The sequence below is a fragment of the Rapidithrix thailandica genome, assembly GCF_039710355.1.
In the GTDB taxonomy this organism is placed as follows: domain Bacteria; phylum Bacteroidota; class Bacteroidia; order Cytophagales; family Flammeovirgaceae; genus Rapidithrix; species Rapidithrix thailandica.
The window spans coordinates 46349-66889 of sequence record NZ_JBDKWZ010000023.1; the positions used below are offsets into that span (position 1 = coordinate 46349).

Consider the following 20541-nt stretch of genomic DNA (forward strand, 5'->3'; position numbering starts at 1 on the left):
GATGAAGCCAAACTATGTACGTGAAATAATATTTTGTGCAACTAGAAAGGGATGGAAATAGAGGGGATAAACACACTAAAGTACAATGTAAAAATGTATAAAACCGTATTTTGCACGAAACCCCGGATGTAACATGTATGAAAGAGCTTGTTCATGAAATCGACACAATCATTCCATTATCCCCTGAGGAAAAGGAGCGGATCGGTCACTTCTTTAGCCCTAAAGTGATTCAAAAAAACAGCTTTTTAATAAAAGAAGGGCAGTACTGTAATGAGGTGTTTTTTGTAAAAAGGGGCATGCTAAGGGTGTATTATTCAGATAATAATGGAGACGAAATCACTTGCTATTTCAGTCGTAACAATGAGTTTATTTCTTCTTACACAAGCTTTTTAACCCAAACTCCCACAAAGGAAAATATACAAGCCCTTGAGGATTGTAAGCTTTTTTCCATCAATAGGGCGAATCTTGAGGACTTGTCACAAGAAATTCCAAAAATTCAAATTTTCAGAAGAGTGATTGCGGAGAATCTATTCATAGCCATGGAAAGAAGGATTTCTATGCTTCAGTCGGCCACTGCACAAGAAAGGTACGAAAGGATTATCAAAGAAAACCCTAAGTATATCCTCAACATTCCTCAACAATATATTGCCTCTTTTTTAGGAATTACCCCACAGCATTTAAGCCGCTTAAGAAAAAAAATCACCCGCTGATTTCTTAACATTTGTTCAGTGGAATGGGTGTTTCACAATGGAAATTTGCCCTGTTGTTAAACATCAACTTCTAACAAATTTATGATGAGGAATCATAGAGAATTACATACTGTACTTGGGGCAAACGGAGCAATGGGCCGGGCTGTTTTCAAAGAGCTTCAGCGCAGACAGTTAAATTTCAGACTGGTCTCAAGAAAAAAGATGCCGGGTTTTCCCGAAAGCATCACAGCCAACTTACTGAACAGGGATGAAGCCTATGAGGCCGTAGGGGGCAGTCAATTTGTGTACCTATGCGTTGGTTTGCCCTATAGTACTGAGGTCTGGAAAAACCAGTGGAAAATTATCATGCAAAATATGATAGATGCCTGTGCAAAATATGGAGCAAAACTGATTTTCCTCGATAATGTCTATATGTATTCGCAACCTTTGCCGATACCTTTTGATGAACAAACGGCAAAAAATCCCCAATCAAACAAAGGTAAAATACGAAAGGACATTGCAGATATGTTTTTACAAGCCATAGCCTCCGGAAAAATCACAGGTTTGATCGGTCGTTCTGCCGACTTTTATGGCGAAGGGGTAACAAACAGTATTTTATATATCTCCCTCTTGGAAAAAATGCGGGTGGGAAAACGTCCCTTATCGCTAAGTCATGGAAAGGTTAAACATACCTATGCCAATGTAAAAGATAATGGCAGGGCCTTAGTAGAATTGGCTCTTTGTGAAGACTGCTATGGAGAAGTATATCATTTGCCCGTCTCCCGACCCATTACACTGGATGAAATTGTGGAGTTTTTTAACGAAGAGTTGAAAACAAACTTCAAACTGAAAGTAATGCCTAAAATCATGCTTAAATTGCTCTCCTATTTCGTACCTATTCTAAGAGAATCCTCGGAAATGCAATATCAATTTGAACAAGAATACATAATGTCTTCCCATAAGTTTCTCTCAAGGTTTCCCGGTTTTCAAGTAACTCCAATTGAACAGGGTTTAAAAGAAATGGTTAACTTTTTCAGAAAAGGCTAAGAGCATAACATGCTATGAAGATTTCAAGACACAAATAGTCGTAAGCACATGATTTATAATTAGTTATTTTTGTATAAATCTTAGTTTTTGTGCCTTTATACCTACTTTTCGGACAGCCTCTTATTCATGAGGCCTCTATACGAGAATCAAATGGCGAAAAGCCTCTTTTTAATGTGGTAAAACACTACAAAACCTTGTCCTGGGGATGACATACCCGCTGCTGGTAAAGAAGGCATTCCATAGCATGAAGAAAACGGACAAAGAATTCTGATAGCAACATACTTAACCATACGCATCCCTCCTTAGCCTTGTCGCTTTTCACCCTTTAAATTGTCGCAGACGCACTACATAAGGTATCGCATTGTTGCCGAAATTTGTATTGTAACAAAACCATATTGTATATGAACAAGAATATCCTAAGCAATCTCTTTCTGGCCATTTCCTTGCTTGCAGTTGCCTCCTGCCAAATGGCTCAAAAAGAAAACCAAAACGATTCAACGGTATCAAAGGACACGGTTGTCAGCCAGAATATAAAGCCCGTTGAAAGTGGCTATGCAGACATAAACGGCCTAGAAATGTACTATGAGGTATTCGGTAAAGGCAAACCCCTTGTACTGTTGCATGGTTCTTTTATGAATATACCCATGAACTGGGCGCATATTATACCTCTATTGGCAAAAGACAGGAAAGTAATAGTTGCTGAAATGCAAGGCCACGGCCGCACAAAAGATATTGCCCGTGAATTTAGTTATGAAGGGATGGCAGATGATGTGTCCGGCCTGCTCAAGCACCTCAAAATAGACAGTGCGGATATCTTGGGCTATAGCATGGGAGGAGGAGTGGCCTTCCAGGTAGCTGTGCGACATCCCGAGCAGGTGCGCAGGCTTGTGGTGTTATCAGGTACCTATACGCATGACGGGTGGTGGCCCGATGTTGAGGCCAGTTTTGCTACTTTCACCGCGGATATGTTCAAGGGTACTCCTATACAAGAACAATACGAGCGCTTTGGAAACGACCCCGCCCATTTCCCTGCATTTGTGAAAAAGGTGATTAGTATAGACCTGAAGCCTTATGATTGGTCCGGGGATGTCAAAAACATCAAGGCTCCGGTATTCATGGCTATTGGCGATGCCGATGGTGTGCGGTACGAGCATGCCCTGGAACTGTTTCGTGCCCAAGGAGGAGGGAAAATGGGGGATATACACGGACTGCCTAAATCCCGCCTGGCCATCATACCGGGTACTACCCATATTGGTTTGATACAACGGACAGATTGGTTGATTCCCATGATCACTGATTTCCTGGATTCCAAACTAAACTCAGCACCACCGACATTTTAATGAGGCTCTTCAGGTAATTAGAATAAACAGCGCAATTGAACCTGAATCGAGATACGGGAAAAGGCAAAGAGCTGGATTGTGGTTTTGACAATATTTATTTACGGAGGGGCAAAATTGATCCAATTTGATGGGGCTACTCAGATAGATAAGACCCTTTCACCAAGGATATGAAAAGCAAGTGGTAACCTCTATGCTAAATTTGAAAAACAAAATGGTTCAAACATTCAAATACAAAATCGCAATACTCACAATTAAGATTTAAAGAAAAAGGACTCGTTTTTGAATGAAGAATATCACGGTCATGCATACCTGAACGGTAATAGCCATGCAAGACCAAAATGCAATGAAGCTACACCCTGTAGAGAATTAGAAATTCATATTAACAGAGGGAATAATCATGGCCGCTGTTGGGATAGGATTTTACCAAAACATAGAAAAAATCAATAACTACTTTTACAAAGTAAATTACAATGAGAAAAATTATTTTAGATTTAGCTGTAAGCCTTGACGGATTTATCGAAGGCCCCAATGGAGAAGTTGATTGGTGTATCATGGACGATGATATGGATTTTGGCGGCTTCCTTTCAAAGATAGACACGATATTTTATGGCAGGGTAAGTTATGACCTTTGGGGAAACTTTCAGCCGGATGCCAATGCAAGTGAAACAGAAAAGGCTATTTGGTCTGCTGTACATTCCAAAAAGAAATACGTTTTTTCCAATACGCCTAAACAAGACAATCATGCTCTCATTAACAGTTCGAATTTTATCGAAAAAGTGGCTGAACTCCAACAGCAAGAGGGCAAAGATATATGGTTATATGGCGGTGCCCGGCTTATCAAAACATTTATCAACCTTAACTTGATTAATATTTACAGGATGTCGATTCACCCCACCGTATTAGGAGCCGGGAAACCCCTATTTGAAGACATAAAAGAAAGAATAAACCTTAAGCTCGTTGGGGTAAATCAATTCAAATCCGGTGTGGTACAACATATTTACGAACAAGAAAAATAAGCAAGGAAGCCACCCCCACACCGGCTATCGGTTCGTGGGCGGATGGGTGGACTCAGGCAGCCCTTTGAATAGTGGTAAATAATCTTCCTGTTCCCTCCTACTCTTCCGTCAAAACCAATCCGGAACAAACACTTTCTCCCAAACAAAATTACAGAAAATCAATTGATTACAAATTGAGGCAATTTGGGAGTGTGGAGAAGAGGTCTTGTATGAGATCATGAATAACCAAAGTGAAATTTTATTCCGACTGGATACCATCGAAAAAAACTTACATAAAGCTTCTTTTGGAGAAAGAATATTAACAAAAATCAAATGAAGTGAATTAACCTTTTTCTTTTTCCTAAAAAATGTTTCAAAAACGCCTCCTCTGTGTTACTTTTTGCAACAATAGCTTTGGCTATTCTTTTCAAAAAGTGCCTTGATGAGCCGACTTTGATTCCATGTTCGGTCAAAAACCATAAGTTTAAACCACTTCAATATCAAAAACATGAGTAAACTTCACAAATATAAAATGACTGTTGAGTGGACAGGGAATGAAGGGAAAGGAACTTCCGGATACAAATCCTATAATCGCAATCATAACATCCGGGGAATTGAAAAACCGACAAGCATTGACGGCTCCTCCGATCCTAATTTCCTAGGAGATAAAAACAGGTACAATCCCGAAGAGTTATTCTTATCTTCCTTAGCGGCTTGCCATATGCTCTGGTATTTACATTTATGCGCTTCCAACAATATCATTGTCTTGGAATATGTGGATGCCGCAAAGGGTACGATGGAAGAAACCTCCAACGGAAGCGGGCGGTTTACAGAAGTCATGTTGAATCCCAAAGTAACGGTTTCCGATGAGCGAATGATTGAAAAGGCAATCGCTTTACATCACGATGCCCATAAGATGTGTTTTATCGCCAACTCTTGTAATTTTCCTATCTTCCATACACCCATAATAAAAACCGGTCATGCTTGAAATGAAGCCAACCTGCGAAAATTGTGGCAAGTCTCTTCCCAATGAAAGTGACGAAGCCATGATTTGTACTTTTGAATGTACCTTTTGTAAGGATTGTGTTGACAAGGTTTTAATGAATGTTTGCCCGAATTGTGGAGGGGGTTTTGAAAAACGGCCAACCAGGCCCTCAAGCCTTTTAACAAAGTACCCTGTCAGTCGTAAAAAATATCAAAAGCCTATCGATATGGAGGAATTCCGCTTGACACTGGCCAAATACAAAAATATTGAACCGAATAAACGATAATAAACCGTTCAATGGCTATTTGTCTACCGGATTTTTGAATTCTTCGAACACCTTAGAGTATATCTAAACTCCATCCTTTGGGTTTTTCAGGAACCTCATTCCGGTGGCCGGGATGCCCCCCACAACGAATTTTAAACATGCTCTAAAATGAAAAGCTAATAGTATATTTATGGCCTGTCAGTTTCCGTTTGGAGATTAATTATTAAATTGCTCTACCTATTTGAAATGTAAAGCGGCAAGCAAAACACGGTACTTCCCAGTTGATAATTTTGTAGCTGCAGCCATTTATATCCTAAAATGTTTAACAAAGCAAAAAAACATGAATAATCTGGAAGCCAAGGAATTAATCCGTAAGAAAGCCTTACCCTTTAAAGAGCATGCAATGCAATTGATAGATGCCTTTTGGGAGGTGGAAAATAATATAGATTTCCTGCCTAACGATACTAAGTCAGACAGCTACCAAGTAGAGCATATCACGATTGTTGACGGGAACCTCGAAATTGAAGGATTGCTGGAGGATGCCGTAAATGATCACTCCCTGTTGATCGTCTTGGGAGATTTGAGTGTGGACCGGGCCATCATCATGTCCGAAGTAATTGTAACCGGTAATTTTATCATAAGAGAGATTGCGGTATTTGACTCTTTGGGAGATTATACCTTAAACGTTGGCGGTGATCTCATTGCCAAAGGCTATATCGAGTCGGACCATCACGAAAATATTAAAGGCAAATGCGAAATGGAAAAGGCTTATTCACGGGGAGAAGACCCCAATGGTATTCTTGTCCCTGAGTGTATTTCGGAAGGAGAGTACCACAATTTCGTGAACATCGCAAAAAGGATCAGAGACAAACAAGCTGTTTTTGTATAGATATAAAGCCGAACAAGTTGATTCAATATACTTCCGTAAAATCACCACTTCTTTATACCCTACTTGTCACAGTAAACTCTCCTCTCTTGCTATTGCTCTTAGCCCAAACCGTTATTTTTTTACACCTATTCTCCGTTAAAATGCATCTTATAAAATTAACGATCACAGGGAAGGGAGTCGGAACGGACGATTTTTTTGAGACTGCCGATTGCTACTTTCAATCCCTTAATGATAGCAAACAAATCATCAATGAAGAATGGCAATACGAACCTGTTGAAGGAGGAGTCAGTTTGAACCTGTTCTGTCCGGAAAAAGATTCCTATCTGGCAAAAAATTCGACCGTCTATGGGAAAAACTGGCAAAAGAGAATGGAAGAGGAATTCGGTTGCCAATTCAATTTCCAATACCTGGGTTTAGCCCCTGAACGTGAAAAGACAAGTCTTCCGAAGAACGCTAAATTTTTCCTATTGAAAACAACCCGGCTATCTCCTTTGATTGACGGAGAATCATTCCTGCCAATTCCTCTATACAAGATTCCATTCACTTATCATGACGGAGAATCTCATAATGACATCAATTTTTGGGAGAACAACTACATACGTATTGAGGGCCTTTGGATGAATGGTAGTGTAGGCGAACGATGGGCGCAAAATCAACTGCAAAATCACGATAGCGAATTGAACAAACAGGGTATAGAAAGTTGCCGTAAAATCGAAGAAGTGACAGGGATACCCACGTATTATTTCTTGTTTAACTACCGTGCCTGGGGCCATAAAAAAGATAAAGCAAGAAAATGTCCGAATTGCGGTGGGGATTGGCTAATAGAAGGAAAAACGTTCAATAATTTTTATGCGTTTAAATGTGATCCCTGTAGGTTGCTATCCGAACTATCTTCAAATACATAAAGAAGCATGACGATCAACAAATTCAAAAGTGGATGCAAGTGTGTCTTGAAAAAGAGCTGGACAAATGGTCTTCTCCTTTAAAAAACGAAGTGATGAGCTCCTTTGATTTGGGAATTCACCCTCAAAAAGAGATTAACCCATAACACCTCCGGTAATTGTCTTTTCATTTGTTTCGTATTTTTATTAATGCAATAATGTTGCATTAATAAAAATATTCCTTAAGTTTGCCCAAGCAGGATGCACGACCCACACCCATACAAGTCTTACCGCATAGGGTAGCTTCCCTGTAGTTAACATGTATTCATTGAAATGATTTTCTAAGATTAAAGTATGACACATCGCAAAATTTTTGACGTCCTGATTATAGGGGGAAGCTATGCCGGGCTTTCGGCAGCTATGGCATTGGGCAGGTCTTTAAAAAACGTATTGGTCATCGACAGTGGGAAACCCTGTAATGCCACCACCCCCCATTCGCATAACTTTTTGACACAAGACGGCATTCCTCCGAAAGAAATTGCAGCGATTGCACAAGGCCAAGTTAAAAAATACGAAACGGTTCGGTTTTACAGTGGACTTGCCGTATCCGGTACAAAAACCGGCGATGAATTTCAAATCACTACTCAAACAGGAGATACATTTTGGGGTAAAAAGGTAGTTTTTGCGACAGGTATAAAAGACGAAATGCTTCCAATACAAGGGCTTGTAGACTGCTGGGGTAAATCCGTGATCCATTGCCCCTATTGCCATGGGTATGAATACCGCCACAAAAAAACCGGGATACTTGCCAATGGCGAATCAGCTTTCCATATGGCAAAGCTGGTCAATAACCTCACGGATGAGTTGACACTTCTGACCAACGGACCGTCCAACTTAAGTAGCGAACAAACGGAAGCACTCCAAAAATATAAGATCCCTATTATAGAAACCGGAGTAACTAACCTTGAACATGAAAAGGGCTGCCTCCAACAGGTCGTATTCAAAGACGGTTCAAGCATTTCTTTAGATGCCATGTATGCCAGCCTTCCATTTGTACAACATTCGGAAATCCCTGTATCACTAGGCTGCGAACTTACCGAGCAAGGATATATTCAAACAGACCCCTTCCAGAAAACCACTGTACCGGGAGTGTTTGCCTGTGGTGACAATGCTTCGATGATGCGTTCTGTGGCTAATGCCGTGGCCTCGGGAAATATTGCAGGAGCTATGGCAAACCATGAACTGACTGAGGAACAGTTTTAACCATCGCATTATTTATTATAAGTAAAAATTCCTATTGGATGCTCCCTCACACTAGCGGTCGAACTGCAAATTTCAACCGCCAGTATTTTATAAAAAGAAAGATATCAATCCAATAAATACGAAACAGCCGAACCGGTCACTTCTGAATAAGAATCTTTGGGAGTTGCCAGCAATACATCTGTAAACAACCCCGTCTCTTGTAAGTCTAAATAATCGATTTCCGGGTAACGTTGGCCTTTGGATAAACAGGAAGGGACAATCGATACACCCAATCCATTTCTGACAAGCTGAATGATCGAATTGATATTGTTCGACTCATGGACAATATTGGGTGTAAATCCATATTTAGCACAAATTTCCAAAAGGGAATTATGATAGTCCGGAGCATAGTCTTTATTAAAAAAGACGAATATTTCATCTTTTAGCTTTCCAATTTCACGGGTAGAATTCAACTGTATATTCTGATTGTTAAAGACCAAAGAATACGAATCTTGAAACCAACGTTTGGAGGTTATTTTTGTAGATATCAAAGGTGCTCTCAAGATGCCCAGGTCTATCTTCCCCTGCTCTAAAGCGGCAATTTGTTTGTGGGAAGGAACTTCATAGAGCTTAATATTCAGGTAGGGATATAGTTGAGTCAAATGTCGGATCAACTTGGAAATGGTGACCGAAAAGGTAGAGCTGATATATGCAATCCGGTACTTTCCACTGATATTTTCCGATATTTTTCTGGTTTTCAGTGTAGCGGCTTCCAAGTTCCGGATAAGCTTCCCCGCTTCTTTCTCAAAATACTTCCCGGCATCCGTCAACGTCACGGTTTTATTGTTCCTGTCAAACAAACGTGCCCCGATCTCCTCTTCCAGTTCTTTAATTTGCCGGCTTAGAGGTGGTTGGGATATACAGAGTTTTTCGGCAGCCTTCGTAAAATTCAATTCCCGGGCCAGCGTCAAAAAGTATTTTAAGTGTCTTAATTCCATACTATACCTAATAAGTATTGTTTAATGACAAAATAAGTCTTTTTAAGTATTTATTGAAAGCAATACCTTTGAAACAATTCATCAAAAAGAAATGAAAAATGGAAAAATCAACTGTTGCGGAAATCAAGGAACGATTCGATAAGGATGTAGAAAGGTTTTCAAACCTTGAAACAGGTCAGCAAACCACGATAGATGCCCAAATCTCTTTGGAGCTTATCACCGAAGCCTCCAAAAGAATAGTACCCCAAGCTGAGAATTTGCTGGACATTGGGTGTGGAGCCGGCAACTATACCTTAAAAATGCTTTCAAAAATACCCCACCTCAATTGTACATTGGTAGATTTAAGTAAGCCTATGTTAGATAAAGCTTACGAAAGGGCCTCTCAACAGAGTAATGGAAGGATCGAAATTTCCCAAGGCGATATCAGAGAGGTGTCTTTAAAAGACAATCACTTCGATATCATTTTAGCGGGTGCCGTATTACATCATTTGAGAGATGATGCGGACTGGGAAGCTATCTTTCAAAAACTATTCAAGGTGCTCAAGCCGGGTGGCTGCCTCATGATTTCCGACTTAATTACACAAGATACGGTACAAGTAGACCGGTACGTTTGGGAAAAATACGGAGATTACCTGGCTGAATTAGGCGGTCTGGATTACAAACAAAAAGTATTAGAATATATCGCCAAAGAAGACTCTCCAAGGTCCATGAATTATCAGTTGGAACTGATGAAAAAAGTAGGCTTTTGCAAAGTAGAAATATTGCACAAAAACCTCTGTTTCGGAGCTTTCGGAGGAATTAAATAAGCTTTTTCATATCAGGGGTTATGGATGCATAACGCCTGCCCTTCTTCTTCAACGAACTCTATTCATTGAATTGCTGAAAAATATAACTTTCGTAACTTTAAACCATTTTCCGGTGAGTGAATAAAAGCATTGAATTAAAATGAAAAAAATTCCGATACGATATATTGATACCAAGTCAAAAAAAACGGACTTTTCCGGTAGCTTTAACATACGCAACCTTCAAAATTTATTTACCGGGAAAGACTTGATTCAGGAACTTCACCGGCATGACTACTTTTATCTACTTGCTTTGAAAAAGGGGAGCGGCAAACACGAAATAGATTTTACTCCCTACAAGGTTACTGATCATACAGTTTACTTCATGCGGCCCGGTCAGGTGCATCAACTCAGATTAAATGCCGATAGTACCGGATACATGATGATTTTCAAAGCCGGCTTTTATGACTCTCATGATAATAAATCTTATCAACACTTGCGCAAAGCAAGTAAGAACAATTATTATCAATTGGAAGCCCAAACATTCCGCAAACTGGATACTGCCTTATCGTATATTGCTCAGGAGTTCGCCAACCAAGGGGAAGGGTATCAGGATCTTATAAAAGCAAACTTGAAAATTATCATGATCGAACTTCTCCGGCAACAAGATCAACACCCCGTGCACAATGTCACTCCCTATACACAAGAACGTCTTGAGGAGTTTTTAGCACTTTTGGAGACCCATATCACTCAACATAAACAAGTGGCTCACTATGCAGACATGCTGCACCTTTCTCCCTATCAGTTGAATGCCATTACCAAAGCAGCGTTGGGGAAAACCTGTTCGGAGCTGATCAATGAATATATCTTGTTAGAAGCCAAACGGTATTTGCTGGCCACGTCTAATCAAGTCAATCAAATTGCATTTCAGTTGGGTTATGAGGATGTTTCCTATTTTATCCGGTTTTTCAAAAAGCAAACCGGTTACTCTCCCGAAGTATTCAGACATACTTTCAAAAAGGCATGAACGCCTGGTATTCACGATCAACGGGGCCCCTCATCGGAATAAAAAAATCAAAGGTATGTTCCCATTTCAGGTATGTCCTATTGAACTGCATGTTTGTCCTACCTTATCAAGTGATCAGAACACTACTTTTGAGGTAAATACAATTTATTACATACAACTTAACCCGAATCCTTATGAAACAGAAATGGGATGAACGATATAAAGACCAGGAATTTGCATACGGCAAAGAGCCAAACGTATTCTTTAAAGAATGGCTGATAAAATACGATCCGGGATCTATATTGATGCCGGCCGATGGAGAAGGGCGCAACGGTGTCTTTGCAGCACAGCTTGGATGGCAAGTAACCTCCTTTGACCAAAGTAAAGAAGGGCAAGCCAAAGCCTTACAGCTTGCCTGGGAAAAGAATGTGACGCTGATGTACGAAGTGGGTGATTTTGAAAATCTTGCCTTTGAAAAAGACTCTTTTGATGTTATCGGGTTAATTTACGCTCACTTTCCGGCCGAAAAGAAATCCGCTTTCCATCAAAAACTAAGCAATTACCTCAAGCCAGGAGGCCTGGTAATTTTCGAGGCATTCAGCAAAAGTCATTTAACATTCAGAGAGGCAAACCCAAGAATTGGCGGCCCCAACAAACTGGAAGACTTATTCTCTGAAGAAGAACTTCAAGACGACTTTAAGAATTTTGAGGTACTCAAACTCGAAGAAGAAGAAATCCTTTTAAACGAAGGGAAATATCATAACGGTAAAGGCTCAGTGATTAGGTTTGTCGGAAGGAAACGCGGGTAACAAGAAGAGCGTTTCAGTTAACCTCCCAAAACATGAATTTGATGAATGAGTGAATCATTAAACGTAGGTAAAAAGAATACACTTTTCACAAATTGAAGTGCCTACCTACTATTGCACTTTCACTCATTCACTTAGAACATCTCGTTGACGGAGCACTAAAGGACGGTTGCATACGGTGTAAAGTGCGAGGAAGCCATTGATAGTTCTTTTTACTTCGCCCGATATACTCCAAACCAAGCCAGGGCAAATGAATAGTGATTACCTATGCTCGTTCGGAATAGCATTGTTCCAACAGTCGACATCTGGTATAAATGGCTTTTTCAAAATCAATATCCCATTGAGTTCCCCACTCAGGTTTTGCAATCAACAATGGCGGATGAACAGTGTCCGCTAAATGTTTGATGGCTTTGTCAAGTAGCAAGTTAAGGTTCATGCAATAACCTACTCATATACCCTCCCGTTATAACATGACAGGAGGGTCGGATGAACACAACGCTACAGGGATGAACAATTCACCGGTTAGCTCTTAATGGCAAGGTTTTAACCTTTATATACCTTATCAGTCATTTTTTATTTATAATTGCAATTTCTGTTACAACCTCTGGGAAGAAATAAAGGAAAGGATTGCTAAATAAAAATCCGCCCCTGTCTCTTTTATTGTAATGTAAGCGTAACAGCATTTGTACATGTTAAATACTAATAGACAAAAGGATGAATCACTTTCCGGCAATCAGTTCCACACTCTCCCCCGTAGCTCTCGCACAACGTTTAATTGAGCTCTACGGATTTAGTGAAAATACCACCTGTAATGTACTTAGACTGGGAATAAATCATACATACCTCATCACCGATGCTCAAGAAAAATACGTCTTAAGAGTATATCACCTGCACTGGCGTACGGAAGAGGAAATTATGGCAGAACTGGAACTCTTAAACCTGTTGAAGGCAAACGATATCTTAGTATCTTATCCGATCCGCGACAAAAAATCAGCCTATATCCAGCGGTTCAATGCATGGGAAGGTGAAAGGTTGGCAGTCGTATTCTCGTATGCCCAAGGACAAACAGTTCGGAACCCCTCCGATAAAACCTGTTTCCAGCTTGGTCTTGAAATGGCGAAAATGCATCGGGTTACCACCGGAAAAAAATTAAACCGGAAAACCTATAATGCTCAAACCCTCGCAGGTTGGGCTTTCCAAGCTTTAAAAGAGCGGTTTCCCATGTCTCTGAAAGAAATGCAATATATTGACAGGGCAAATTCAATGATTGCATCTCAATTTGCACAAGCTGATTTAAATCAAATCAGAACCGGAGCCGTTCACCTTGATGTATGGTATGACAATATGAAAATTAAAGACGAATCGGAAATCACGATCTTTGACTTTGACAATTGCGGAAATGGCTGGTTACTTCTGGACATTGCTTATAGCCTGATGCTTTTGTTTAAAAATGAGCCCAACAAAGAAATTTTCAATCAAAAAATGAATCGTTTTTATCAAGGGTATCAATCCATATCGGGTATAAGCCAAGAAGAAAAAAGAATGATTCCCTATGGCGGACTGGCTATTTGGCTGCACTACTCAGGGATTCACGCCCAAAGATTTGACGATTTTTCAAATATTTTTTTAAGTGAAGATTTTTTGAAATATTGGATCGATACGGTAAACCACTGGATGGTATTTAACGGAATCGAAATATAATGCATCTGTTGCCCGGAGAAAAATCCGGCTTCATTCACCTTATCATGAGTATAAACTTTCAAGAATATGAGAATTCTATTTTTATTTTCGTTCGTCCTCACAGCTGCTTTGGCAAAAGCCAATGACGGGGCGTATTATGCATCGGGAAACCACCTGATTCCGATAAATGAAACTACGGTTTCGGTAAGTAAAGAAGTGTTGAAAATAGAACGGGTCCATGAGGATTATATCAAAGTGACAGTGGATTATATCTTTCATAATCCGGGGGCTGTAAAAGATATTTTAGTAGGTTTCGAAGCACCCTCGCCCAATGGTGATGTTAACGGAACACCTAAAAACGGACGCCATCCTTATATTGAAAATTTCAAGGTAATCATGAATGGCGAGGAACTGTCCTATAAAGTGGCGATGGTACAAGACGATGCCTATTATCAAAATGAGCAAATAAAATCCATTTCTGTTCAAAAGGCTATGGGAGATACCTTTAACCCCAATGAACCGGATTTTTATTATGTCTACCATTTCAACACAAATTTTCAACCCGGGACAAACACGATAAAACACGAATATCAATTCAAAGTGTCCGGATCGGTCGATTTGGCTTATGACTTTCATTATATCTTAACTGCAGCCAACCGGTGGGCCAATCAACAGATAGATGATTTCACTCTCATTTTGGATCTTGGAGATTTTACCGACTACAATATCAGTCAAACATTTTTCACCGGGTTTGAGTATTGGACGGGAGCAACAAAATTTATGGACGGGACTCCTCTACCCTACTCGGAAACCGAAACCCAACCCTTAAGAGTCATTACCAACGAGGCAACAGTGGTTTTCAAAAAGAAAAATTTCAAGCCGGTGGACGAATTATACATTTACTGTAAAAGAAATACGCAGTCCCTTCAAACCCAAACCTTTGACCATACAAAACTAATGCTCCCTTATAATGTGGCCGATTTCAAACACTTGATGAATGCAAGTAATGAAAATGCCTTCAAAATTTTGAGGAACTTACCCTTTGCCAGAAGAGGCTATATTTTTAAAAATGAATTGATACAAAAGTATTTTGAGTCCTTAGAGTGGTACCAACCCAATCCTTCATATCAGGCAAATGTTGATCTTTTTGGGAAAGAGGAGAGAGAATGGCTACTCGCTATGAAAGCAGCCAATCGTTAAGCACTTGAGCAAAACTAACATTTTGCTCTTCAATGCTTTTCTAGTCATATACTTTACCTTACCGCAAAAGACAATAAATAATTGATGATTACTACCAAAATTCACTTATATTTAATACAGTGTATTTTTGATAAAAAAACATAATCATCATGCAAAAAGCGGATAAGGTTGAGTTATTAAACTTACTTCTCAATACCGAAATTGTAGAGCCTTACTACTCAGCGTTTTTACTTGCTGAAGATTTGATCGATTTTCTGTTCCGGAATAATTTTTTCATGCGACTAGATTGGAGTGGAGAAGATGAAGACGGGGAAGTTATCCGCTTTTTACAGGCATATATCGCTAAGAATTTTAACGAAACCATAGAATTGAAGGGAGAGGACGTGTATAAAGAGATAGAAGAGAAATGTTATTACGGAACATTGAAAAGAGGCGATGCTCCTTTGATATTATTTGAGGAACTGGACAAACAATTAATCCAAAAAGGGTATCAATTATTGTTTTTGCCCACGGGGACAGATGAATATACCTTTACCGTAGTGAAGCAAAAAAACTTCAACAAATTATTGCAACTTAAGACGGTTGAATTTGAAGGTTACCCAAAAGGTAACGATGACCTGCAAGTAATAGAATGTTTGAAATGCGGGGCCTTATATTTCCCTGAATCGGGAGATAATCAAGATATTACCTGTGATTGTGGAAATGTAATAAAGGTTATATAATCCCATATGGCCTGGAAAATACTGACAGCTAAAAAATTAATTTTACGCATTCGGATTGAAATTTAAAAAATATGATAGGTATTAACAAGGCCCCTCTCAAGAAAAACATAAACCGGAATACCAGCCAGAATTAATTATCCTCATACCCTCTACCGTTATAGTCAAACAAACTATATCGCTTCGTTGGCGTTTTTCCTGGATTTAAAGTTGGTCAGACTTTTTCCCTTGTGAAAATTTATATATACCTTAAATCAAACAATCATTTATAATTGCGGAATAGCATAAAGAAGAAATCCCGTATATGTATTCCCCTATCCTTATACACATACGGGACTTGATGTATGACTAAAAAATGAATAGAAAAAGAAAACAATTATCCTTGTTGATAGAAGGTAATCAATCCCAAGGGATCGAAGAAGTCCGCAGAAAACATAACCCCTTACAATATGGCTTAATACAAAGCCATGTAACGCTATGTAGAGAGGATGAAATCGATAAATTAGACATGGTGCTCGGCAACCTGTCCAAACTCAAACAAGAACCCTTCGAAATCAAGTTGGAGACAGTAAAAAGGTTTTCTGAAGGTAAGGGGGTATTGATCCCGGTAAATGATCAAGACGGCAAATTGCAAAATCTTAGAAAATTCATTTTAAAAGGTATCATCAGCTTTCCAAGAGAGCTGCAAGCCCATATTACACTAATGCATCCCAGAAACTCCGCCTGTACCGGCCAACTGTTTGAGGAGATAAAAAAGGTTGAATTTCCCGCTACAATCAAGTTTTCTAAGATTAGTTTGATTGAACAGGAAACAGGAAAGAAGTGGAATGTGTGGAATGTTTTGAAAGAATTTAAATTGAAACCCGAATAGAAAAATAAAAAATCCATACCGGAAATACCAACCCGTAAACGCTAAGAATATGAACAAAGTTGCATCAATAGTAGCTGTAGAAAAAGCCTTGTTAAGTGCAATGAAAAACAGCGACACCCAAACATTAGACGAATTATTACATGATGACCTGCTTTTTAACCTTCCAAATGGCGACACCATCACCAAAGCCATGGATTTGGAAACGTACAGGTCGGGTAATATGATTTTTGACGAAATTTTATCAAGCGAACAACAAATCCGCCTCATCGAAAACAATGCCGTTGTTTCTGTAACCATTGAAATGAAAGGGACATTTTTTGACCAAAATATTGACGCAAAATTCCATATCATCAGGGTCTGGCAATTAGGCAATGATACATGGAAAGTAATAGCCGGAAGCAGTATGAAATTATAAAAATATTCACCTCGGCCAATCAAGCGAATTCATTTGCTTGGATACTGTTAAAATCTTGAACATCTAACTATTCGGCACTTAAGAGCGATTCTTACAGGGGTGAATCCTTCATATATGAAAAAAATATATTTTAAAGGCCTGAACGGGATCAGGTTCTTTGCTGCACTCTTGGTCATCATGCACCATTTGGAATTTATTAAACACTGTTTAGGATATTCTACTATATGGTCCATGGAGTATAGTTCTTACCTGGGGGCATTTGGCGTTACAGTTTTTTTCGTTCTCAGTGGGTTTCTGATTACTTACCTTTTGCTCTGCGAAAAGGAGGTAAAATCGATCCATATTAAACATTTCTATGTCAGAAGAATGTTGCGAATTTGGCCCCTCTACTTTCTGATCATCTTTATTGCATTCTTTATTCTACCCCATTTTGATTTTTTTCATATAGAAAATTACTCAACCGACATGACTACGTACAAAACAAGGTTGATACTCTTTTCTTTTTTACTGGCAAATGTTTCATTTGTTTACTTACCCAATGTGGCCTTTGCCAATGTACTGTGGTCGGTAGCGGTAGAGGAACAATTTTACTTGTTTTGGCCCTATGTCATTAAGATCAAAAAGTACCTGTTCCGCTTCATGATTTTTTTACTTGTTTTCTTTTTTATCCTAAAGTTAGGAGGCAAGTTCTTTTTCCCGCAAGACCCTATCAATCAACTTATTTACAGAACAAGATTCTCTTCCATGATTATCGGAGGGATTGGGGCTTACGGCTTATACAAGCGGGCTGCATTTTTACAATACCTCTATAAAAAGCCACTTCAATTAATTGCGGTTTCAGTCTTCTTCCTTTTACTTTTGGATATGTTGAACTTCCAGTATTTCAGCATTATAAAAACAGAACTGACTTCCTTGATAATCTGTGTGTTGATTTTAAATATCTCTTCCAATGACCAATCTATTTTAAAGCTTGAGAATCGTTATTTAAACTACCTGGGAAAGATTTCTTACGGACTGTATGTTTATCATATGATTGTCATTGTGGCGGTTTTAAAATTCGCATCTTCCATTGTTGATATCAATACCCTTCAAAATACGGCCTTCCATCCTGTTTTGCTCATAAGCATTACGTTGGCAACGATTGTCCTGAGTCATTTTTCATACAACTATTTTGAAAGACCCTTCATCACCAAAAAATTAAACTATTCGGTAATTGTTAGTGGGGATTTAGTTAAAAGCAACAAATAATTTTTGAAGAGGCTAGACCTTTGAGCGGCTTTGTGGGTCTTCTTTTTAAGAGCATGTTTAAAATTCGTTGTGGAAGCCCCCCTTTGACGGTAAAAAATTTCAGTTTAAGGTTCTCAGAATACTGCACTGAGGTTCTTGAAATGGGACTTTTTAAGCCAAAGAGTGAAATTGAAACATGTTCTGAGATAGAAACGGAAAGCTACAGTTTCTTGAAAGTAAGGTTTTACGAAACCACCAAAGGCGGCAATTTCTTTTTTAATTACATAACCAGCACCAGCTAATTAACCAAATCAATAGTACCATGTTTAACTACTTAATAGACAAGATTAAGGAAACCAAATTTGAATCCTATCCTTTCAAACACTTAACAATCAATAATTTTTTTCATGAAAAAGACTTTCAAAAAATCATTTCGGACCCGCAGATACTCAGGCCCGTTGCAAGCAGTCATGTAGAGCTTATTGATGATCTCATTGATCAAGGATATACCCAACAACATTTCCCTGGTTGTATTACGTCCATTCAGCATTATTTGGAGTTTTTAAATAACCCCCAAGAAAAATTTAATAGAAAGCTTATCGAAGGTTACGGCAGGAATATCATAGCCGGGTATGGCCTGACCATGCGGTTAAAAAAAATAAGATCCTCATTTTTAGAGGATTTGCTCGGCTTTCTAAACGATTCTCCTTTCCAAAATTGTCTCACCGAAAAATTCGGGATCGCCCATACACATTATATTGAAACCGCTTATCAGAAAAACTTGCATGGCTATGAGATCAGTCCGCATGCCGATACCCGGAAAAAGGCGTTGACCTACATGGTCAACATTTATACGGAGCAAGAAGCGGAACAAATGCCAATCCACACTCACTTAATGAAATTTAAGCCTAAGTATCAATATTTATACGATTTCTGGAAATACAACGGGGATATTGACACTTGTTGGGTACCCTGGAATTGGTGTGATACGGTCAAACAAACCAACCAAAACAATAGTATTACCATATTCAAACCTGCATTTGATACACTTCATGCGGTAAAGTTAGACTACAACCACCTTAGCCAACAGAGGAATCAAATTTATGGCAATTTGTGGTATCACGAGTCTCCCTCAAATTACGGAAGTGGTTTTCAACAGATAGATCTTGTAAAGATGCATGAAAGTTTTAAACTAGGCCCTCAAAAGCTGAGTGCAAAAATCGGAAGAAAAATCGCAAAAATGATGGGAGCTTAACCCTCTCTGAAATGAAAGACTTGATGCGTATTCGAATTTAGATACCTGAATATATTTGAACCGGTTGGAACCTCTCGTTGTAAGGTTTTTCTACCGGTTCACAACTAATGTCTTGTCCTTCTCTTTAGGAATATGGAATGAATAGCCCTGTACTTTGCATAATTCAGCCAAGTGCCGCATAAACACAAGTTATTGGAGGCAAGGTATGCTTTCTACTACGCTTATCCCTTTCCGTTATGGCCAAGTACTTTTTCCGGGAAAACTAAAGAAATCAAAAGCTACCGGTTTAGTCTTCTGAGTGATTTTTTTAAACTATCTTTATACTTTGAGAAAAGTAGCCTTTTCTATTTTTTCAATTGTGCATTTTTTGCCGCCAATGAAGAAGCTACAATTTTTATAAGCAATAAAGAAGAAGATGTAAACCATGAACCAAATTGGTACGCATAAACTGCGGCCATTCAAGTGGTCACATCTGTTTTTTTATAAAAACCATTTTTGAAAATAGTAGTAACCAAAAATCCTGAACGTCCTCACAACATAATCTACCCGAGGCAAAACCAACAAGTAAATGACAAAAAAATCAGAACAACTGGAACAAATACAACAAAAAATTGAAGAGCTCCAAAAGCTTGATGCCAATTTATATATTTTCGGAGCGCACAAGCATAAATATCAATTCAATCCATGCTTAACAGAAAAGGAAATTCAAACCTTTGAAGAAGAGAATTCCATTCAGTTACCATCCGGGTACCGGGAATTTCTACTACACATAGGAAACGGTGGTGCCGGACCTTATTACGGCTTGGAACCGCTGGAAAACGGCCGGTTTTCGGACTTGGATTATAAAGATCCCGGTCAACTCATTGACCTGTCCCGCCCCTTCCCACATACGGCAGCCTGGAATATGGATTTTGAAACATTGCCTGAGGAAGAAGAAAACGGTTTCTTTGAAAAATACTACGATGATGAATGGGCCAAAGGACTTCTTCGCATCTCCAATTACGGATGTGGAACCACAATGAATTTGGTGGTAAACGGAAGTGAATACGGAAACATCTGGGTTGATGACCGGTGCAATGAACAAGGTATTTACCCCGATCCCTTTTTCGATTCGGAAAACAGGTTAAGTTTTCTTCAATGGTACGAACACTGGCTGGATGAATCCATCAAAGAGGTAATGGAAAATCATCATGCCACAAGCTAGGTTAATGTTTAACTTTAAACCGGTCAAACAGGTATCACACCTTTG

At 39.1% G+C, this 20541-nt stretch carries 21 protein-coding genes; 20 read left to right on the plus strand and 1 reads right to left on the minus strand.

Translation table 11 applies throughout. From position 1 onward, the window contains the following. Positions 1 to 137: 137 nt before the first annotated feature. From AAG747_RS26485 to AAG747_RS26520, 9 genes are all read left to right on the plus strand, one after another. Positions 138 to 710 (plus strand): Crp/Fnr family transcriptional regulator, encoded by a 573-nt coding sequence (locus AAG747_RS26485; RefSeq protein ID WP_346824277.1) that lies wholly within the window; start codon positions 138 to 140, stop codon positions 708 to 710. An 81-nt stretch (positions 711 to 791) separates the two neighbouring features. Then, positions 792 to 1736 carry an NAD-dependent epimerase/dehydratase family protein gene (locus tag AAG747_RS26490; RefSeq protein WP_346824278.1) on the plus strand — a complete coding sequence of 315 codons (945 nt, stop codon included), beginning with the start codon at positions 792 to 794 and terminating at the stop codon, positions 1734 to 1736. A 401-nt stretch (positions 1737 to 2137) separates the two neighbouring features. Continuing rightward, positions 2138 to 3076 (plus strand): alpha/beta fold hydrolase, encoded by a 939-nt coding sequence (locus AAG747_RS26495; RefSeq protein ID WP_346824279.1) that lies wholly within the window; start codon positions 2138 to 2140, stop codon positions 3074 to 3076. A gap of 470 nt (positions 3077 to 3546) precedes the next feature. Beyond that, entirely contained in the window at positions 3547 to 4092 is a 546-nt protein-coding gene (locus tag AAG747_RS26500; RefSeq protein WP_346824280.1) for a dihydrofolate reductase family protein, read from the plus strand. Positions 4093 to 4579: 487 nt separating this feature from the next. Next, on the plus strand, positions 4580 to 5059 hold the full coding sequence (locus AAG747_RS26505) for an OsmC family protein (RefSeq protein WP_346824281.1): 480 nt from the start codon (positions 4580 to 4582) through the stop codon (positions 5057 to 5059). A 1-nt stretch (position 5060) separates the two neighbouring features. Beyond that, positions 5061 to 5342, plus strand: coding sequence for a DUF1272 domain-containing protein (locus AAG747_RS29250; RefSeq protein ID WP_430300674.1), 282 nt, complete (start codon positions 5061 to 5063; stop codon positions 5340 to 5342). 319 nt (positions 5343 to 5661) lie between these two features. Then, positions 5662 to 6210: a hypothetical protein gene (locus AAG747_RS26510; RefSeq protein WP_346824282.1), complete on the plus strand. Its 549-nt coding sequence runs from the start codon at positions 5662 to 5664 to the stop codon at positions 6208 to 6210. Positions 6211 to 6350: 140 nt separating this feature from the next. Further along, a complete protein-coding gene (locus AAG747_RS26515; protein ID WP_346824283.1) occupies positions 6351 to 7115 on the plus strand; it encodes a DUF2310 family Zn-ribbon-containing protein in 765 nt (254 codons plus the stop codon). Between the two features lie 330 nt (positions 7116 to 7445). Continuing rightward, positions 7446 to 8354, plus strand: a complete 909-nt coding sequence (locus tag AAG747_RS26520; RefSeq protein WP_346824284.1) for an NAD(P)/FAD-dependent oxidoreductase — start codon at positions 7446 to 7448, stop codon at positions 8352 to 8354. A gap of 104 nt (positions 8355 to 8458) precedes the next feature. Here the strand turns inward: AAG747_RS26520 and AAG747_RS26525 are convergent, their stop codons facing one another. After that, positions 8459 to 9331 carry a LysR family transcriptional regulator gene (locus tag AAG747_RS26525; protein WP_346824285.1) on the minus strand — a complete coding sequence of 291 codons (873 nt, stop codon included), beginning with the start codon at positions 9329 to 9331 and terminating at the stop codon, positions 8459 to 8461. A gap of 98 nt (positions 9332 to 9429) precedes the next feature. Between AAG747_RS26525 and AAG747_RS26530 the strand changes: the two genes are divergently transcribed. The 11 genes from AAG747_RS26530 to AAG747_RS26580 all read left to right on the plus strand — a co-directional run bounded on the left by AAG747_RS26530 (position 9430) and on the right by AAG747_RS26580 (position 20496). Continuing rightward, positions 9430 to 10137: a class I SAM-dependent methyltransferase gene (locus AAG747_RS26530; protein WP_346824286.1), complete on the plus strand. Its 708-nt coding sequence runs from the start codon at positions 9430 to 9432 to the stop codon at positions 10135 to 10137. Between the two features lie 139 nt (positions 10138 to 10276). Next, positions 10277 to 11140: an AraC family transcriptional regulator gene (locus AAG747_RS26535; RefSeq protein ID WP_346824287.1), complete on the plus strand. Its 864-nt coding sequence runs from the start codon at positions 10277 to 10279 to the stop codon at positions 11138 to 11140. 173 nt (positions 11141 to 11313) lie between these two features. Next, a complete protein-coding gene (locus tag AAG747_RS26540; RefSeq protein WP_346824288.1) occupies positions 11314 to 11928 on the plus strand; it encodes a class I SAM-dependent methyltransferase in 615 nt (204 codons plus the stop codon). Positions 11929 to 12639: 711 nt separating this feature from the next. Continuing rightward, positions 12640 to 13626: a phosphotransferase enzyme family protein gene (locus tag AAG747_RS26545; RefSeq protein ID WP_346824289.1), complete on the plus strand. Its 987-nt coding sequence runs from the start codon at positions 12640 to 12642 to the stop codon at positions 13624 to 13626. Positions 13627 to 13692: 66 nt separating this feature from the next. Next, positions 13693 to 14805: a YARHG domain-containing protein gene (locus AAG747_RS26550; protein ID WP_346824290.1), complete on the plus strand. Its 1113-nt coding sequence runs from the start codon at positions 13693 to 13695 to the stop codon at positions 14803 to 14805. Positions 14806 to 14954: 149 nt separating this feature from the next. Beyond that, complete coding sequence (locus AAG747_RS26555; protein ID WP_346824291.1) at positions 14955 to 15527, plus strand: DUF6630 family protein; 573 nt, start codon at positions 14955 to 14957, stop codon at positions 15525 to 15527. A gap of 352 nt (positions 15528 to 15879) precedes the next feature. Next, on the plus strand, positions 15880 to 16395 hold the full coding sequence (locus tag AAG747_RS26560) for a 2'-5' RNA ligase family protein (protein WP_346824292.1): 516 nt from the start codon (positions 15880 to 15882) through the stop codon (positions 16393 to 16395). Between the two features lie 49 nt (positions 16396 to 16444). Then, the gene (locus tag AAG747_RS26565; RefSeq protein WP_346824293.1) at positions 16445 to 16810 is read left to right on the plus strand and encodes a nuclear transport factor 2 family protein; all 366 of its coding nucleotides are present in this window, start codon (positions 16445 to 16447) and stop codon (positions 16808 to 16810) included. A gap of 114 nt (positions 16811 to 16924) precedes the next feature. Next, a complete protein-coding gene (locus AAG747_RS26570; protein ID WP_346824294.1) occupies positions 16925 to 18058 on the plus strand; it encodes an acyltransferase family protein in 1134 nt (377 codons plus the stop codon). Between the two features lie 301 nt (positions 18059 to 18359). Next, complete coding sequence (locus tag AAG747_RS26575) at positions 18360 to 19292, plus strand: hypothetical protein (protein ID WP_346824295.1); 933 nt, start codon at positions 18360 to 18362, stop codon at positions 19290 to 19292. A gap of 568 nt (positions 19293 to 19860) precedes the next feature. Further along, positions 19861 to 20496 carry an SMI1/KNR4 family protein gene (locus tag AAG747_RS26580; protein ID WP_346824296.1) on the plus strand — a complete coding sequence of 212 codons (636 nt, stop codon included), beginning with the start codon at positions 19861 to 19863 and terminating at the stop codon, positions 20494 to 20496. Positions 20497 to 20541: the final 45 nt, after the last annotated feature.

What these genes read in the sequence shown, in the direction of transcription:
- AAG747_RS26560 (WP_346824292.1), top strand. Translation starts at nt 15,880, where the DNA reads ATGAATAGAAAAAGAAAACAATTATCCTTGTTGATAGAAGGTAATCAA.
- AAG747_RS26495 (WP_346824279.1), top strand. Translation starts at nt 2,138, where the DNA reads ATGAACAAGAATATCCTAAGCAATCTCTTTCTGGCCATTTCCTTGCTT.
- AAG747_RS26575 (WP_346824295.1), top strand. Translation starts at nt 18,360, where the DNA reads ATGTTTAACTACTTAATAGACAAGATTAAGGAAACCAAATTTGAATCC.
- AAG747_RS26510 (WP_346824282.1), top strand. Translation starts at nt 5,662, where the DNA reads ATGAATAATCTGGAAGCCAAGGAATTAATCCGTAAGAAAGCCTTACCC.
- AAG747_RS26500 (WP_346824280.1), top strand. Translation starts at nt 3,547, where the DNA reads ATGAGAAAAATTATTTTAGATTTAGCTGTAAGCCTTGACGGATTTATC.
- AAG747_RS29250 (WP_430300674.1), top strand. Translation starts at nt 5,061, where the DNA reads ATGAAGCCAACCTGCGAAAATTGTGGCAAGTCTCTTCCCAATGAAAGT.
- AAG747_RS26520 (WP_346824284.1), top strand. Translation starts at nt 7,446, where the DNA reads ATGACACATCGCAAAATTTTTGACGTCCTGATTATAGGGGGAAGCTAT.
- AAG747_RS26570 (WP_346824294.1), top strand. Translation starts at nt 16,925, where the DNA reads ATGAAAAAAATATATTTTAAAGGCCTGAACGGGATCAGGTTCTTTGCT.
- AAG747_RS26565 (WP_346824293.1), top strand. Translation starts at nt 16,445, where the DNA reads ATGAACAAAGTTGCATCAATAGTAGCTGTAGAAAAAGCCTTGTTAAGT.
- AAG747_RS26515 (WP_346824283.1), top strand. Translation starts at nt 6,351, where the DNA reads ATGCATCTTATAAAATTAACGATCACAGGGAAGGGAGTCGGAACGGAC.
- AAG747_RS26535 (WP_346824287.1), top strand. Translation starts at nt 10,277, where the DNA reads ATGAAAAAAATTCCGATACGATATATTGATACCAAGTCAAAAAAAACG.
- AAG747_RS26530 (WP_346824286.1), top strand. Translation starts at nt 9,430, where the DNA reads ATGGAAAAATCAACTGTTGCGGAAATCAAGGAACGATTCGATAAGGAT.
- AAG747_RS26550 (WP_346824290.1), top strand. Translation starts at nt 13,693, where the DNA reads ATGAGAATTCTATTTTTATTTTCGTTCGTCCTCACAGCTGCTTTGGCA.
- AAG747_RS26525 (WP_346824285.1), bottom strand. Translation starts at nt 9,331, where the DNA reads ATGGAATTAAGACACTTAAAATACTTTTTGACGCTGGCCCGGGAATTG.
- AAG747_RS26505 (WP_346824281.1), top strand. Translation starts at nt 4,580, where the DNA reads ATGAGTAAACTTCACAAATATAAAATGACTGTTGAGTGGACAGGGAAT.
- AAG747_RS26485 (WP_346824277.1), top strand. Translation starts at nt 138, where the DNA reads ATGAAAGAGCTTGTTCATGAAATCGACACAATCATTCCATTATCCCCT.
- AAG747_RS26580 (WP_346824296.1), top strand. Translation starts at nt 19,861, where the DNA reads ATGACAAAAAAATCAGAACAACTGGAACAAATACAACAAAAAATTGAA.
- AAG747_RS26540 (WP_346824288.1), top strand. Translation starts at nt 11,314, where the DNA reads ATGAAACAGAAATGGGATGAACGATATAAAGACCAGGAATTTGCATAC.
- AAG747_RS26545 (WP_346824289.1), top strand. Translation starts at nt 12,640, where the DNA reads ATGAATCACTTTCCGGCAATCAGTTCCACACTCTCCCCCGTAGCTCTC.
- AAG747_RS26555 (WP_346824291.1), top strand. Translation starts at nt 14,955, where the DNA reads ATGCAAAAAGCGGATAAGGTTGAGTTATTAAACTTACTTCTCAATACC.
- AAG747_RS26490 (WP_346824278.1), top strand. Translation starts at nt 792, where the DNA reads ATGATGAGGAATCATAGAGAATTACATACTGTACTTGGGGCAAACGGA.